At 39.7% G+C, this 15,756-nt stretch carries 11 protein-coding genes; 10 read left to right on the forward strand and 1 reads right to left on the reverse strand.

From position 1 onward, the window contains the following. Positions 1-10 precede the first annotated feature (10 nt). From LVD15_RS15300 to LVD15_RS15345, 10 genes are all read left to right on the forward strand, one after another. Positions 11-1,162 (forward strand): baseplate J/gp47 family protein, encoded by a 1,152-nt coding sequence (locus tag LVD15_RS15300; protein ID WP_233776092.1) that lies wholly within the window; start codon positions 11-13, stop codon positions 1,160-1,162. Further along, positions 1,108-4,125 (forward strand): baseplate J/gp47 family protein, encoded by a 3,018-nt coding sequence (locus LVD15_RS15305; RefSeq protein WP_233776093.1) that lies wholly within the window; start codon positions 1,108-1,110, stop codon positions 4,123-4,125. Before LVD15_RS15300 ends, LVD15_RS15305 begins: the two co-directional genes overlap by 55 nt. A 39-nt stretch (positions 4,126-4,164) precedes the next feature. Further along, on the forward strand, positions 4,165-5,271 hold the full coding sequence (locus tag LVD15_RS15310) for a tail fiber protein (RefSeq protein ID WP_233776094.1): 1,107 nt from the start codon (positions 4,165-4,167) through the stop codon (positions 5,269-5,271). A 15-nt stretch (positions 5,272-5,286) separates the two neighbouring features. Next, on the forward strand, positions 5,287-7,542 hold the full coding sequence (locus LVD15_RS15315) for a baseplate wedge protein (RefSeq protein ID WP_233776095.1): 2,256 nt from the start codon (positions 5,287-5,289) through the stop codon (positions 7,540-7,542). 2 nt (positions 7,543-7,544) lie between these two features. Further along, positions 7,545-9,107: a contractile injection system tape measure protein gene (locus tag LVD15_RS15320; protein ID WP_233776096.1), complete on the forward strand. Its 1,563-nt coding sequence runs from the start codon at positions 7,545-7,547 to the stop codon at positions 9,105-9,107. Further along, a complete protein-coding gene (locus tag LVD15_RS15325; RefSeq protein WP_233776097.1) occupies positions 9,098-9,562 on the forward strand; it encodes a hypothetical protein in 465 nt (154 codons plus the stop codon). The genes LVD15_RS15320 and LVD15_RS15325 overlap by 10 nt, the downstream gene beginning before the upstream one ends. Continuing rightward, on the forward strand, positions 9,498-10,475 hold the full coding sequence (locus LVD15_RS15330; RefSeq protein WP_233776098.1) for an ATP-binding protein: 978 nt from the start codon (positions 9,498-9,500) through the stop codon (positions 10,473-10,475). The genes LVD15_RS15325 and LVD15_RS15330 overlap by 65 nt, the downstream gene beginning before the upstream one ends. A gap of 6 nt (positions 10,476-10,481) precedes the next feature. Next, positions 10,482-12,536: an eCIS core domain-containing protein gene (locus LVD15_RS15335; RefSeq protein WP_233776099.1), complete on the forward strand. Its 2,055-nt coding sequence runs from the start codon at positions 10,482-10,484 to the stop codon at positions 12,534-12,536. Positions 12,537-12,671: 135 nt separating this feature from the next. Further along, entirely contained in the window at positions 12,672-14,405 is a 1,734-nt protein-coding gene (locus LVD15_RS15340; protein ID WP_233776100.1) for a hypothetical protein, read from the forward strand. A 54-nt stretch (positions 14,406-14,459) separates the two neighbouring features. Further along, the gene (locus tag LVD15_RS15345; protein ID WP_233776101.1) at positions 14,460-14,750 is read left to right on the forward strand and encodes a helix-hairpin-helix domain-containing protein; all 291 of its coding nucleotides are present in this window, start codon (positions 14,460-14,462) and stop codon (positions 14,748-14,750) included. Between the two features lie 356 nt (positions 14,751-15,106). Here LVD15_RS15345 and LVD15_RS15350 read toward each other — a convergent pair whose 3' ends face one another. Next, a complete protein-coding gene (locus LVD15_RS15350) occupies positions 15,107-15,703 on the reverse strand; it encodes a CHAP domain-containing protein (protein WP_233776102.1) in 597 nt (198 codons plus the stop codon). Positions 15,704-15,756 lie beyond the last annotated feature (53 nt).

Raw genomic sequence — 15,756 nt, forward strand, 5'->3', positions numbered from 1 at the left:
AAAAAAAGGAATGAGTAATAATACAAAATTAAATCCACTACTTTTTCGAGACGGTACCAGCCAGAGTGATAGGCATTCCGAGCAACTGAAACCTGAATATGTAGAAGTAGAAGATCGGAACCTTGAAGACTATATTTTGGAAGCTCAGCGGCTAGCTAAAGAGCTTTCCTTTTTTAATGATCAGAATCAACCGGTTAATAACTGGGAGGCTTTGCTTGTAGGTGATGCTGCAGCCTATCATAATGAAACTGAAACCATGCAGCAGCTGATGCGCAACCAGTGGGCTGCCAAGTTAGCCGCTTATGTGGAAGATCCTGCCAGCTTTAGTGCGGAAGCAGAAGAATATGCTCGGCTGTCACGACCTCATGTAGTACTTTTCCTTACTTTTCTTAAGCTGTTAAATCATATAAAAAGTCAGATAAACGGGCTTACCCAGAAGCATCTGGACTTTTATTTTCAGGAAAGGCTGAGGCTTACCCCAAAACAGGCTGTGCCAGATGTAGTGAATGTGCTGCTAGAACTGGCAGATGACGTAGGCCAGTTTGAAGTGAAAGCAGGTACCATTTTGCAGGCCGGTACTGATGATGAAGGCAATGAACTGTATTATAAAACTGATCGTGATACTGTTATTACCGAAGCAAAAATAGAACAGATTAAAACTGTTTTTGTAGAGAATGAAATCATCACGATTGCTGATGCTCATCAAAAAAATCTTGATAATCCTGACGGAGGGTTGCTTAAAATGATGCAGCTGGCACTGGGTTCACCTAAGCCTGGTGATGCGTTACCGCCTTTCCCTGATGGCGTAGCGGACTTGATGGGTTTATATACAGGACTGAAAGATAATGCTGAAAAGCAGGCTTATGTTAATCGTGAGTTACATCTTACTGTAGAGGAGTTTGATAGAATAATTAGCACTTATTTAGAAGATAAAGAAGGTGAAACTGAGCAATGGCAAGCTGTATATAATATTTTAGATAATGCCTTTAAAAATAAGGTTAAATTACAAAGGCAAAAGTCGTTACAGGCAGTACACGAGAATAGTAGTGATCAAGGTGTCACAGCTTTACTTAAGCATGTCTATGGTACTCCTAATCCGGTGATAGATTGCCATTATACCTCGGTGCAGAGCCGTCTCTCTCTCAGCTTTATGCTGACTTAACGGCATCACCCTCTGAGTTTTCAGATGCAGCTGAAGAGGTGAAACAAGTGGAGGCTTCTCATTATGTGGTGAACGAACTGCTGCTTACAGAGAAGGATTTTGTGCGATTATATCAGGTGAGTAATAGCCCTGAAGCCTCTGCGGAAGAGTGGACTGAAGTATATGTGATGTTAGAGCTCGCCCAAAGAAAAGTGAGGAGTATTCAGCTACCCTCTCCTTATGTAGAGGAGCTACAAAATGTATATGCCGAAGCAGATGTAGCGGACTCCGTTTTTAGTTTGTCTGGTGAGGAGGAAGAAAGCTTGCGCTTTGAGACTTTTGGAGGCCGGCAGAAAGGAATGCCTTTCACTTCTGAGCCAGCCAGGCTCGGTCTTGGCATCAGCTCCCCTTTATTATTGCTGAATGAAGGGAGAAGACATATTGAAATAGCCATAGCATTAGAAGACCTCAGTATAAAAGAGGTAGATCTGGAATATTTATTAGAATCTGATTCAGTCGCATTTCCGCCTTTTCTGGTGCAGCTTACCACTATCAAAGGTTGGATTGAGCCAGAAAACACTAAATTCTTTTTTGGAGATTTTACTGTTAATAATGCTGAAACTGCCTTTGAAGGAACTATGGATGAAAACATAGTGAAAATGAGTAAGGGCAATGCTTTAGTACCAGATGATATTGGGAAATACCTGGTGTGGACTGATGGTAGTATTAACAAGATAATAAAAGTGCTGGCTGATGATACAGCTGAAGTATTACCGGTTGGAAGCACAGATCAACCATCTCAGATTCTGAAATATCATTCTTCAGATGTTTATTTAAAAGCGCTGAAAATAGAGGTTGACCTGGACGAAAATGATGCTGCCATTGAGCCATTAGCAGCTGAAAATGAAGAAAAAGTAATAGATCAGCAGTATCCGGCTTTCATGCTAATGCTAAATCATGAGAAAAAGGATTTTGGTTATGTAAGCCATTATCAGGAACTGAAGGATCTGAAAATGAAAAAAGTGCATTTACAGGTAGAGGTAGATGGACTACGTCAGCTTTATCTGCAAAATGATCAATCTCAGTTAGACTCTAAAAAGCCGTTTGAGCCTTTTGGCTTTGAGCCAGAAGCCGGTGGTCGTTTCTATATCTCGCACGAGGAGCTCTCCTTGAAACGTTTGACAGACATTAAATTCGATTTCCAATGGATGAAGGTGCCGGAAAACTTAGCCGCATATTATGATAGCTACAGTAAGATAGAAGGTCAGGAGAAGCCAAGCATAAATAGTAATAGTGATTTTAAAGCGCAGCTCTTTTTATGCCAAAGTAATACGGAAATGGATCTTTCGGCTGTTGAACTTTTTACGAATAACGGACACGCAGAAGTCAGTAATATTCCTGCTCATCTACAGCAAGAATATAAGGCTTTCCAATATTTAACTTTTAGCAGTATTGATAAAGAAGATGAAGTAATAGACTGGGGTCGTTATTTTAGGTTGGAGTTGAATGATCCTGATTTTCAACATGATATATATGCTAATCTCTTTGTGAAACAGTCACAATTATCAGATGAAGCAATAAGAAATCTCATCATAAATCCACCATATACACCTAAGCTGAAAAGTCTGAAAATAGGATATTCTGCATCTTCAGCTATTTCACCGGATGCTTCCGGAGAGTTAGGTCAGTTGTATCATGTTCATCCTTTTGGCTATTCTGAGGTTAATCCTGGTGAGCATATATTACCGCAGTATAATCAGGAGGGCGCGCTTTATCTTGGTGTTAGTAAGCTGATAGCTCCTCAAACTTTGTCTCTTTTATTTCAGATGGCAGAAGGAAGTGCTAACCCTGAAGTAGAGAAGCCAGTATTGAGCTGGAGCTACCTTCATAATAATGAATGGTTGCCTATTGCAGCTTCTGAAATACCGTTAGATACTACTAATAACTTACTCAATACCGGCATTATTCAGCTTAATGTTCCCGAAGGAGCTACCAATACAGATACGCTCATTCCCGGGCAGCTACATTGGCTAAGGGTATTGTGTAATGGTGATACCACAGGCATATCAGATACTATAAGTATTAGAGCGCAGGCCATAAGCGCTACTTTTTCCAGTGAAAAGGTGGCTGTCAGCCATTTTAAAAATCCGCTTCTTTCAGGGGCGATATCAGAGCCATTAGTGCCTACACCGGAGATTAACACCATTGCTCAGCCCTACACTTCAGACCGCGGAAAGCCAGCAGAGGAAAGTACAATTTTTTATAACCGAATAAGTGAACGGCTAAGGCATAAAAACCGGGCGGTGAATATGTGGGATTATGAACGTCTGGTGTTAGAGGAGTTTCCTGAAGTGTATAAAGTAAAATGTTTACCCATGCATGCGGAGGCAGAAGGAGCGGTAAGTGTGATGGTAATTCCTGATATAAAAGGAAAATTACCTTTTAACCCTTTTCAACCCAAAGTGCCGGCAGATACTCTAGAGAAGATTCGATTGTTTCTTGATACCTGCTCGCCTGCTTATGCTACAGTTTTGGTTAAAAATCCTACTTATCTGCAAATAAAGACCAGGTGCTTAGTCAAGTTTAAAGAGGGGTATAATGAAGGCTTTTATAAAGAAAAACTCATTGGTGAGTTGAAGAAGTTTTTAGCTCCCTGGGCTTATGATGAAGGCAGTGATATCACTATAGGAGGTACAGTGTATGCCAGCGTGCTGATCAACTTTATAGCAGAAAGGCCTTACATAGAATATGTGGCCAATATGAAACTCTTTCAAAGTGAAGATGGAAAGCAGTTTGTAGATGTGCGCACCCTGCATGGTGGTCAGAACAAAGTGGTGGCTCACAAGCCTGATATGATTCTCGTCTCTGCCACTAATCATGAAATAGATGTGGTAGATGAAAGTGGGTATGATGACGAAAAATTTGAAGGAATTAACTACTGGAAAGTGGAATTAGATTTTATAGTAGGAGAAGATCTGGCATAAGTAATAATAGATCAAGGCAAGCAAAAAGGATATATAATTATGGAAATCAATAAGAAAAACAGGACAGAATTAAAAAATTACTTCCTGGCATATAAAATTCCTACGGAGCAGCATTTTAAGGAATTAATAGACGCTTCTTTTAATCAGATGGAAGATGGGATAGCTAAGGTTCCCGGAAGCCCTATAGCTCTGGAAGCAGAGGGAGATGCCGCTGGCCTACAGGAAGTACTGAATTTGTTTAACAATTTTGAAGACAATAACCCTAGCTGGGGCATTAACTTAAACCCCCGTGTAGATCAAGATGAGCCCTCTAGCAATAAACCAGGTTTAAATTTTAGTGATGCCAGCGGCCAAAGTAAACTTTTTCTCAGGTCTGGAGATGGTAACATCGGCATTGGCACTATAGAACCAGCTGCCAGGCTGACTATTAAAGGAAAGAGTAGTGGTCCTTTTATTGCTGCTTTTCCTGAAGATTCTGGTAAAAGTGTTTTTGTTGTTGCTCATGAAGGAGGAGGTGGAGTGCTTACACTAAAAAAGGATGATGGCACTGCTTTCTTTTCGGTGAAAAGTGATAAGGTACAAGTGAAAACGGCGTTAGAGGCCGCTAATTTTTCTCCTAAAGTAGATTTAGATGCTGATAAGGCTTCAGATCAAAGAATTTCCACTCAAAAGGCTGTAAAAACTTATGTTGATAACCGACTCCCTAAAGGGGTTATTTGCATGTGGTCTGGCCAGCAGGCACCTGCTGGCTGGGCGCTGTGCGACGGGCAGAATGGAACGCCTAACCTTACAGGCAAGTTTGTGGTAGGCTTTGGTGGCTCTGGAGACTATAAGGCTATAGGAAATAAAGGAGGTGCTGAGCATGTGACGCTTTCAGAAGCTCAGATGCCTAAACATGATCATTCAGGAACTACAGGTGCTGCGGGTAAACATACACACCGTATATCTCATAAAGCCTCTAAAAACACTACTGGAGATTCCTTAAATACTTATGCTATGGATGGTGAAAATCATGGTACCAGACACTTAAATACGGATGAAGCAAGTAATCATACGCACTCATTCACCACACAAAAAGCAGGCGATAATCAGCCGCATGAAAACAGGCCTCCATATTATGTGCTAGCCTATATAATCAAATTATAATAAGGAAACATTACGATGAATTCAGAGCCTATAACTACTATTCCTAAAGAACTGCCTCAAGACTCAGCACTGAGCTATAATTTCTTGAGGTCAGAAGGCATTAAGCATATACAGCGGCTTGCGGGCCACATCTGGACTGACCATAATGCGCATGATCCGGGCATAACTATTTTAGAACAGCTTTGCTATGCCATTACAGATCTCAGCTATAGGATAGATCATGATATTAAAGACTTATTAGGCACAAATGAGCAAAGTACTTATAAAGATCTGTATAGCCCGGCGACCATCCTTACTACTAAACCAGTAACTATTTTGGATATAAGAAAGGTAGTTATTGATGTGTCGGGGGTAAAAAATGCCTGGGTGGAAAAGGTGTCTCCTAAAATTGCTATTCCTGATTTTAATGAAATCACGGAGACAGCAGAAGGTGAGCAATCTGAAAGTGAAGTCGTTCTAAAAGGTTTATATCGTATTGTTTTTGAGAAAGAAGAATCTGCCGCTTCCTCCACTGTGCTAAATGATGTGAAGACGAGGTTACAGGCTTGCCGTGGTGCGTGCGAAGATTATCATGAGATCAGCTTGTTAAACACTCAATTTATTCAGCTTCATGGTACTATAGAAGTGGGACAGGTAGATGATATCAATGAGTTTGCTGCCAATGTGCTACTTAGGGTGGCGCAATATATTTCACCAAAAATCACTTTTTATACACTTCAAGAGCTCTTGGCAGAAGGGAAGAGAATAGATCAGATCTTTGATGGACCTTCATTAAAACATGGCTTTATTAAAGATGAAGACCTATTAAATAGTAGCCGTAAGCAAGAATTACATACCTCAGCAGTTATTAGAGAAATTATGGATGAAGCCCAGGTACAGGCAGTAAGTGTCATGTCTGTATCTACAGGCTCCGGTACGCCTGAAGAGTGGGTTTTACCGTTGGATCTGTCTAAAACCCCTAAGCTACAGGTAAAAAAGACGCTGGAGACGCTACAGTTTGTAAAACAAGGTTTACCTACTAATATAGATGCTGACCTTGTAGAAAAACTTTATATAGCCAAGAGAGATGCAGAGCAAAACCAGAAATTACCAATCCATGCCCGAGATATAGTGCTTGCTGAGACTAAAGACCTTGAACTGGGCAACTATTATCCTGTTCAAAATCAGTTTCCCGCCAATTATGGAGTAGGTAAATCTCCACTCCCTGAAGGATCAACTGAAAAGCGAAAGGCTCAGGCCAGTCAACTAAAAGGATATTTAACTTTTTTTGAGCAGGTACTCTCTAATTATTTTGCTCAGGTAGCACACTTTAAAGACTTGATGAGTTTTAGTAGTCAGGAAGGCAGAACGTATTTCAGTCAATCGTTATTAGGCTCAATACCAGAGTTTGAAGAGGTGCTCATGAGTAAGGCAGACTATGTAAATTACCTTGATGAACAGTCTGGAACCACTACCGAGAGCCTGGCCAGAAAAAATAAGTTTTTGAATCATCTGCTAGCCAGGTTTAGTGAAACGTTTACTGATTACGCCATGCTTTTGCATGATACTTCCTCATCAGCTGATACTCCTTCTGACCAAAAACTGATTACTGATAAGTGTAATTTCTTGCAAGATTATCCGCAATTAAGTGCAGGTAGAGGAAATGGTTTTAACTATTCTGAGGCTAATGATATTGCTGGTTTAGAGATGCGCATAGCCAGAAAACTGGGAGTAGAAGATTATAGCCGCCGTAAGCTGGGAGAAGCTGATAGTGAAGGCTTTTACATGGTAGAACATATTTTGCTCAGGCATTTGCCTGCCATTGCAGAACATTGGGACTCAGACTTACGGTATTTAATATTTACCCATGTCATCAACGCTTTTTCTGAGGGGGTTGCTGAAGGTTTCACCCGCTGCCAGGTAAATAATCATGGACTGGAACCTGGTGATCAGGTGGAAATAATGGGTACGCAGCATTACAATGGAATATATACTGTTGCTAATCTTACAGAAGATGCTTTTGAAATAGAAGCTGAGTTTATTGAAGCTGAGGAAGGAGGCCGATGGCGTTCTGCGGAACCAAATGATCCTTTCTCATTACAACTGACCTACTTGCTGCCTGCTTGGGTAGAAAGGTATAAGAGTGCAAATTTTAAAAAATTTGCAGAAGGAACCATCAGAGAAGAGACTCCGGCCCATTTGAAGTGTCATATTAAATGGCTCAGCCAGGAAGAAATGATAGCTGTAGAGGCCGCTTATTTTGAGTTTTTAGCTATGCTCAACAGTAAGTAAATATGAGTGGAGGCAGACATATCATCAATAAGCAAATTATAGAAATACATGTTTCTGAAAAGGCTGATGTTCAGCAGCTGCAAGAGCAGGTATGTGATTTGTTTTATTATAAATTGCTGCCAATTATTGAGAAGCAATGCGATGAGTTAAGTACTCAATATGGTGATTGTCGTATCGATCAGCTCAATATTGATTTAGGGGAAGTCTCCATAGAGGAATTGGAAGAGGTGTTTGCTCAAAAGTTGCATGAAGAGGTTGGTATTCAGGAGTTTAATTTTGAGGATCAGCGTGGTGAGCAACCGGCTGCTGGCAGGCCAATAGAAGCTATTGCTTATTTTATTGAAACCGGTATTTTACCCTGGTGGGTAGAGGAGAATGCCAAAAAACACCTTCATGATCTGTTTGATCAATTGCTGTCGGTATCAGATCCTCAATTAGTTGAGCTTGTAAAATTGGTTGGGCGAAATTCTGATTTAACAAAGCGTTTTATCAATGCCTTTTCGGAAGGTCAAGTGCAGCAGGCTATTCAATCGGTAGGTTCCATATCTATAATAGAAATTGCGGAAGCCAGAAATCAGGTAATATCTAAAACTAGTAAGGGAGAGGCCGAAGTGATGCCTGTTTTTTGGTCTGAGGTCTTGCAAGAGATCGCTCTGAATACTGATTTGAGGACAGAAGATATTGTGCGTCGGGTAATGCAGGCTTTAGGTGAGGGAGATGACGTGTCAGCCGATTTAGGAGAAGAGAATACTTTAAATAGAAAGCAATTGGTCGATCTAATAAATAATGTATTAGATCAACTCAAAAACAGGGCGAGTGGAAAGGGTTATAATCAGGTCATTATTGAAAAAATAAGGCAGTTAACGTCGATTCATTCTCATATTGAGCAGTGGCCCAAAAGGCAGTTGATAGTGTTAAAGAGCCAATTGAAAGCTTTAGAAAGTGATGTTGAACAAGGGAAAGTCAGCGTAATAACTGATGGCTTGCAGCAGCTGGAACATTTGTTAAACATCGGACAAAATGAGTCTCCAGTCCTTAAAAAATTTCATACAAGTTTCAACGAAACAGATGCTATTCCCATTACCAATAGTGGTTTGGTTATTCTTTGGCCATTTATAGTTCGCTTTTTTGAAAATCTGGAATATGTTGTAAATAAAGAGTTTTTAACGGAGGAGGCGCAGCATAAAGCTGCCCTCGTTTTACAATATTTGGTCAATTCTGAGGCTACTTTTTTTGAAGGAGTACTTCCTCTCAATAAGATATTGTGTGGTATCACCTTGTCTTCCGTAATCTCTCCTGAACCACTCACTGAAGAAGAAAAGGAAATGGGAGAAGGTTTGTTAAAGGCAGTGATTTCTAATAATAATCATTGGAAAAACCTCACGATAGATGGGCTTAGGCGCTCGTACTTACAGCGCGAAGGGCTCTTGCGCACGCGAGACGGCCATTGGCTTTTGCAAGTAAAAAGGGAGACTTATGATATCACTTTAGATAAAATCCCCTGGAGCTTTAACACTATTAAATTACCATGGATGAACGAAATACTTGTAGTAGAATGGAACTGACACTTCAAAATAGTATCAATATTATCTTGCAGCAAAATGCACAGATTCTTAATCAGGAGCTGGAATGGCTAAGAGAAGTGATCCATGTACGACTGGCCTTGCATTTTGAGCAGGAAACATCGTATCAGTCCATTGATCAACTGCCGGTGCCTTATGTGTTAGATGCGGAGGGAAGTTATGCTGATTTTGTGAGAGAGCACAGATTAAGTGTGGAAGAGCGATTGGTTTTGATATTAGCCCTCATACCACACCTGAAGCCAGGTTTATTAGATGTTATGCTAACCAAAAATCATGATTACGATCGTAGATATAGTGAGTTTGGAGGAGTATTGCTCGATGGCCATTTGGGCTTGGTGCCTACGGCTGAAACAGCCATGTTTATACTGGCAGGTGAGGATCTGGAAAAGAGATTGTACTATCAGCATATTTTTAATTCTCAGCATCCTTTTTTCTAAAAGCCAGGTTATAACAGGCGGTGTACCCAAGCGAGGTTATCCGCGGTTAAGCGGTACCTGGCTGGTGGCTGATGAGTATGTAGATTATTTAATATGTGGTCAAGAATATCATCCGGTTTACAGTGTAGATTTTCCGGCTCAGCATATTACTACACAAATGCTTTGGGAAGATATTGTGCTCAGTAAAAAGACTAGTGATAGCCTTCAGGAAATATTGGAGTGGACCAATTATGGACATGCTATTATGAGCGACCTGGGGTTAAGTCGCAGACTGAAGCCGGGTTACAAAAGCCTTTTTTACGGTCCTCCAGGTACCGGAAAAACCATGACAGCGGCCCTTCTTGGAAAAACAACAGGTAAACCGGTCTATAAAATAGATTTGAGCATGACTGTCTCCAAATACATTGGCGAAACAGAAAAAAACCTGGCCAAAGTATTTGATCAGGCAGAAAAGCATGATTGGATTCTCTTTTTTGATGAGGCCGATTCTCTTTTTGGTAAACGTACTCAGGTAAATAGTGCTAATGACAGATATGGTAATCAGGAGATAGGCTACCTTTTGCAGCGGATAGAAGATTTTTCTGGGGTGGTAATTCTTGCTACTAACCTTAAAGAAAATATAGATGAAGCCTTTACCCGTCGTTTTCAGTCTATGATAGAGTTTAGAATGCCTGGAGTTGCTGAGCGGCATCAGCTGTGGAAGCAGTCCTTTTCAGAAAAACTTCCTCTGGACCCAGACACTGATTTATTAGCTGTGGCTGAAAAGTATGAGCTTTCAGGAGGTGTAATTATGAATGTAGTGCGAAAAGCCACCCTGCTGGCTGTGGCAGCACAGCAGCAGTCTATTACACAAAGAACTTTGGAAGCTATAATTAGAAAGGAGCTGCATAAAGAAGGTATTATTTTAAATTGATTTAGAATGATGAAATCACAGGAAAATCAGGTAAAAGAAAGCCAGCCGGTTCAGCGTGTACAGGAGGAAGCATCTCATGGAGGAGTTGCTACTATGGAGGATAATCGCGAAAGTACAGTTTTTCAAAGAAAGACACAGGCGGTGATGCGGTCGGCATCGTCAAAGGCTGATAATCCTATTCAGCGGAAAGCCAATAAAACCGGTCTGCCAGATAACCTGAAATCGGGAATAGAAAACCTCTCTGGCTATAGCATGGATGACGTAAAAGTACATTTTAACTCCAGCAAGCCAGCTCAATTACAAGCCCATGCCTATGCGCAAGGCACAGATATTCACTTGGCACCGGGGCAGGAAAAACACTTGCCACACGAAGCCTGGCACGTAGTGCAGCAGAAGCAAGGCCGTGTTCAACCTACAAGACAGCTAAAAAGCAAAGTAGCTATTAATGATGATGCCGGGCTGGAAAAAGAGGCAGATGTGATGGGGGAGAGGGCACAGCTAAGTCAAACTTTCAGTAGCGCTACTCTTCATGATAATAAGCAAACAGTAGCTAACCATACTCTTTTTAGTAATAATGTACATCAATTAAAAGTGAAGCAAGCCTCTGGTGATACGGTTAATAGTTTGACTGAACTAAGGAAGTTATTAAATAAGGAGGGAATTGATTTTAAAGAGTGGTGGCAGTCTGATTTGGTTGCTAAGATATGGGCAGCGTATGGTGTCAGGGATGCAAAGAAAGACATTACTGTTAATGAAATTACGAAAAGAATTAAATTAAAAAAAGATAGGGCCACATTGGCATTTAATCATTTTAAACAGGGGACATATTTGAATAATGAATTAAAGCGGAATCAAAGGGTGCAAAATGAACTAAAGTATAACGAAGAGCACAAAGCGAATGACATGAAGTGGTTAGAGCAGATAATGACTGAAATGTCAACAAGGTTGTTGGGAATGTTAGATCAATTAATTGTCAGTTTTTATTTTAATCGTAAGCACGAAAATATAATTACCAAGGTAGGGGAGTTGAAGAGTTTAAAGATGAGAGAAGAAGAGGCGAAGATTGCGGGTAAGGACATCGATAGGAAAACCACTCCAAATGACATAGCTTTAAAGAACGAAGACTATGTATTTGGCTTTATTGAACATAAAGACTTGATGCCTAATCTGAAGACCCGTTTTGCATCGCCTGCAACAAAAAATGGATTTGTTACAATTAGAGACAATAAAGAAGGTGCACGTATTAGTCGTCCATTACGATGGTACTTAAACCAGCCAGGAGTTTTAATTCAAGCGGGAGATCTGTTGCAACAGCCCAGTCGGGAAGAGAAAAGGAAAATTCCTAAAAATACTTATCCTGGAAAGATTATAGGTGTTAATGAAACCTCAGAAAGTGTGAATTTAAAAAGTTATACTCCCAAGTATAAACAGGATAAAGCTGAAATGATGATCATTGATCTTCTGGAACATATAAAAATGAAGCTCTGGTTACAGGTTCATGCTGATGGGGATAATACAAAGAGAGATGAGAGGATAGCTATTATAGAAAAAGATCATACTAATATTTCAAGCATTAAAGAGGATGCTACTTACTTAAATGCATTATTGAGAAAATACTCACCCGCGCAGGTACTATTTCCTCGTGCGGTGAAGCATGTAGAAGGGCCATCCAAGAAAGATCGATTTTCTGATATTTATGATTACGATAAAGGGACACTCCGAAAAGACGCTAAAAAGCTTTATAACAGAAGGCTTAGTAATATATCTACAGCTACAGTAAAAGACTGGCCAGTAGGAGAAGCAGGTACATATGCAGCTCCCATAACAGAGGGAGTTGAGGATGGCGGAATGTTTATGCCTCCAGAAATACCAGTCTCGTTGCCTATATTTCATGATGATGATGATTCGTTGGTGCCTCTAGAAATGCCAGCTTCGATGCCTTTATTTGATGATGATGATGATATAATGATGCCTCCAGGAGCGCTTCCAACTCCGATGACTTTAGATGATATTGATGATGATTCTGATTTTGTGGCTCCAGACTGGTTAAAGGATCTTTGAAGATACCATGGATTATAGTTTTCTCCACTTCTCTCATCTACTGTATTAGACTAACATACCTTACCCTGTTGCATAAATCAACTTGTACCACATAAGAACTAATTCTCTTTTCAAAACACTAACCACTAATTCACTATGCCTAAAGCCGATAAAGAAAAAAGGGAAGAAATAGGAGGTAGGGAAAACGAAGGGCAAGGCAATGGAGGTAATGCGGCCTTTGAGGATAATAGATCTAAAAATCAGCTGGCCGTGACTGATCCTGATAAATATGTTTACAAACATGCTGAAAACAACTGGTTTGTAGTGCTTAGGCAGTTCAAAAATGGAGAGCTTCATCACCCTGAAGGGCCTACTCAGGCCGCCAAAGAAGGTCCCCATGGTATGCAGAAGTTGCTGGATTATCGAGCTAAGATAACAGAGAAATTATTAAATGAGGTTAAAACAGTTGCTCGTGAAGATGAAGTAAAGAAGAGGGAGGAATATTTCAGTCATCAAAAAAAAGAGAAGAATGTCATAGAGCAAGACGAAGTCGAAAAAATGGATGTTAAATTGAGGGCCTTAGAACTTGATATTAAATACGATATTAAGGAGGTAAAAGGCAATGTGCCTGGCAGTACTAATCCTACTTCAGATATAGATGTAAATTTGAGTGGAGACGGTACCGAATTCGCAGTGAAGTGGCTAAATGAAACCTTTAAAAAAAGGTATGGGCATGGTAGGGAATCCGGTGTGGTATATGATGTTAATTTTTATGCACAGGATTTTGTGCCTAAAAAGGTTTTTGACCTAAAGAAAAAGGGGAAGCTAAAACCTGATCCAAATAGCAAATATTTCAATAACGACTCCGCATGGAGAACGCATGTACTCACGGATGAAAAAGCCATAGAAAGAGATATTAGAGAGCAACAGGAAATGGCTATGTTAATGATGCGTGTAAATATGGCCGATGATGATTGGAAAGCGTATAAAGAAGCTTCAAAATACAAAGCATCAGATGAATTTAAGCAAGATATAGCAGAGCAGATAAGTAAAGCGGAAGTTAATTTTTCAGAACGAGAGTGGATGGTCAATGAGGCGAAGAAAGGGAATTCGTCAGAAGCGAATGCGGGGCTTACCGAAGAATCTTTATCTAAAATAGCACCAGAGAATAGAGAATACGAACGGCAGCTGGAAGCGAATGTATTGGCAGCCAGACATAAATTTCAGTTTTGGAAGTATAAGCTCAGAAATGCACCTCGAGATAAGGAGGTTAAAAAGAAGGCCGATGACGCCTATGTAGAATTAAAAACTTCAAAATCAATTGCTCTGGCATATGCTAATGAAGCCTATTACACCCAGGGGTCTGTGATAGGAGTGGTGGTAAATAAGCAAATGCTGGACTTGATGTATAAAAGAAATGAAGGGGCCAATTTTAAGAAATTACAATTATCTCCTGCAGAATATTATCATGGTTTTATAGAGCAGATTGGTTTTGCTATGCACAGCTTACATAACACGAAAAGTGTTCCAGATCTGATTAAGGCAGGAAAATATGTGCACAGAGCCTATAATATGTTTAAGCATTTTTGTGATGTCACCCAGTATCTTGAGTATAAGATATTTTTCTCTGAAAAAGAAAGTAAAGCAGCTAGTCAGTGGGAAGGGGTCAAGCAAGGGAAAAAGTATGTTGATAAACGAGGTTTTGTGGCCCCTTTGTCACAAGAGGTTAATGTAACTTTAACCTCTTTATTAGAAGATCTATTAGGAAAGAAAGATATACAATTAAATGATTTAAATCAGCTAATTCCCCAGATAAAGGAAAAACTGATTTTCCTTAAAGTGAAATTTGATCATGCATGGTTTGGGTATCGTAATAAAAAGAAAGGTTGATGCTGTAGTATCCTGACCTATTTTAGTTAGCTTGTAAGCGTAAACATAATAATTGTGACTTCATTTTCTGAATCTAAAGAGCAAGCTATAAAGGAGTTAAGAATTATTCCGGGTGTAGGCAAGTCTTTGGCTACTGACTTATGGAATATTGGTATCACTTCTATTGGCGACCTAAAAGGGCAAAATCCGGATAAGCTTTATGATCTTTCTAACTCATACGCAGGAGCAGTGCAGGACAGATGTGTTTTATATGTGTTTAGATGTGCTGTTTATTTTGCTAACACACCTGTAGAAAACCATGAAGCTGAGAAATTGAAATGGTGGTATTGGAAACATGGAGATTAATATTACCTGAGATGAAAGCATTCGGTTGTTAAAAAATAACCCACAATACATCCCTACATCACCCAACAAGCAGCACAAAAAAAGCCACAAGCTCTAATGCTTGTGGCTGGGTTTAAAATATTCTATCATTGGTGATTTACACCGCTAACATCGCTCCTATACCAAGAGACAGTAGTGATACTACTACCAGTAGTTGTAAAGTCTTGGTCTTTCCTTTTTTGATAGCCAAATTCCTAACATAATACAATTATTTAAGTTAAACTTGGTTGGTATTAATGATGGGTTGCTAATTGTTTATTCTGGAATTAATGTAAATTAAAAAATTAAATTCCGCAAATACTTTTTCCCTTTTTCTCCTATTCTGTTTTTCGTAACCAGCCTAACACCTTGTTATTCTGCACTTTCCAGTTTTTGTTATTTTTCTCTTTTAGCTCTATTATTTCTCTTGAGCTCTCAAAAGGACCGGGGTTTTGTTGTATGATTTCTATGTGATTTTCAGTGACTTCACTAATAATGGCCACATGCCCATACCTATTAAGCCAGTGGCCTCTAAAAATGATCAGGTCATTTACCTGTGGAGAGGTAGATGAAGGGTTAGTGAACTGAATTAAATTTCGTGCAGCATTAAGTTCACCATCTTTTATTTCGGCATTAAAAAAATCTTTTGCATGGCCATAGCTGTCAGGCATTTTATGATTCAGGTGCTGATAATAATATCGTTTTACAAACTCTACGCACTGATATTTCAAGCCTAAATTATAACCATCAGCCGTGAGGTTTCTTTCAAGTACATGATTAACGCCGCCGTTATAATATACTACCACCTGGTTAAGGCTGTCTATTGGTTCGCCTACTTCATGGTTGGGGTTGATGTTAAGGTTTTTTACAATCCAAAGACATGCGAAGACAATTATACATACACTAATAAGTACGATGGCGATTTTAATTTTCATAAGGGTTTTCAATAGGAAGTAAAAGTATAATAATAATAGGACATGACCCACGT

This window comes from Fulvivirga maritima (genome assembly GCF_021389955.1).
GTDB classification, from domain to species: domain Bacteria; phylum Bacteroidota; class Bacteroidia; order Cytophagales; family Cyclobacteriaceae; genus Fulvivirga; species Fulvivirga maritima.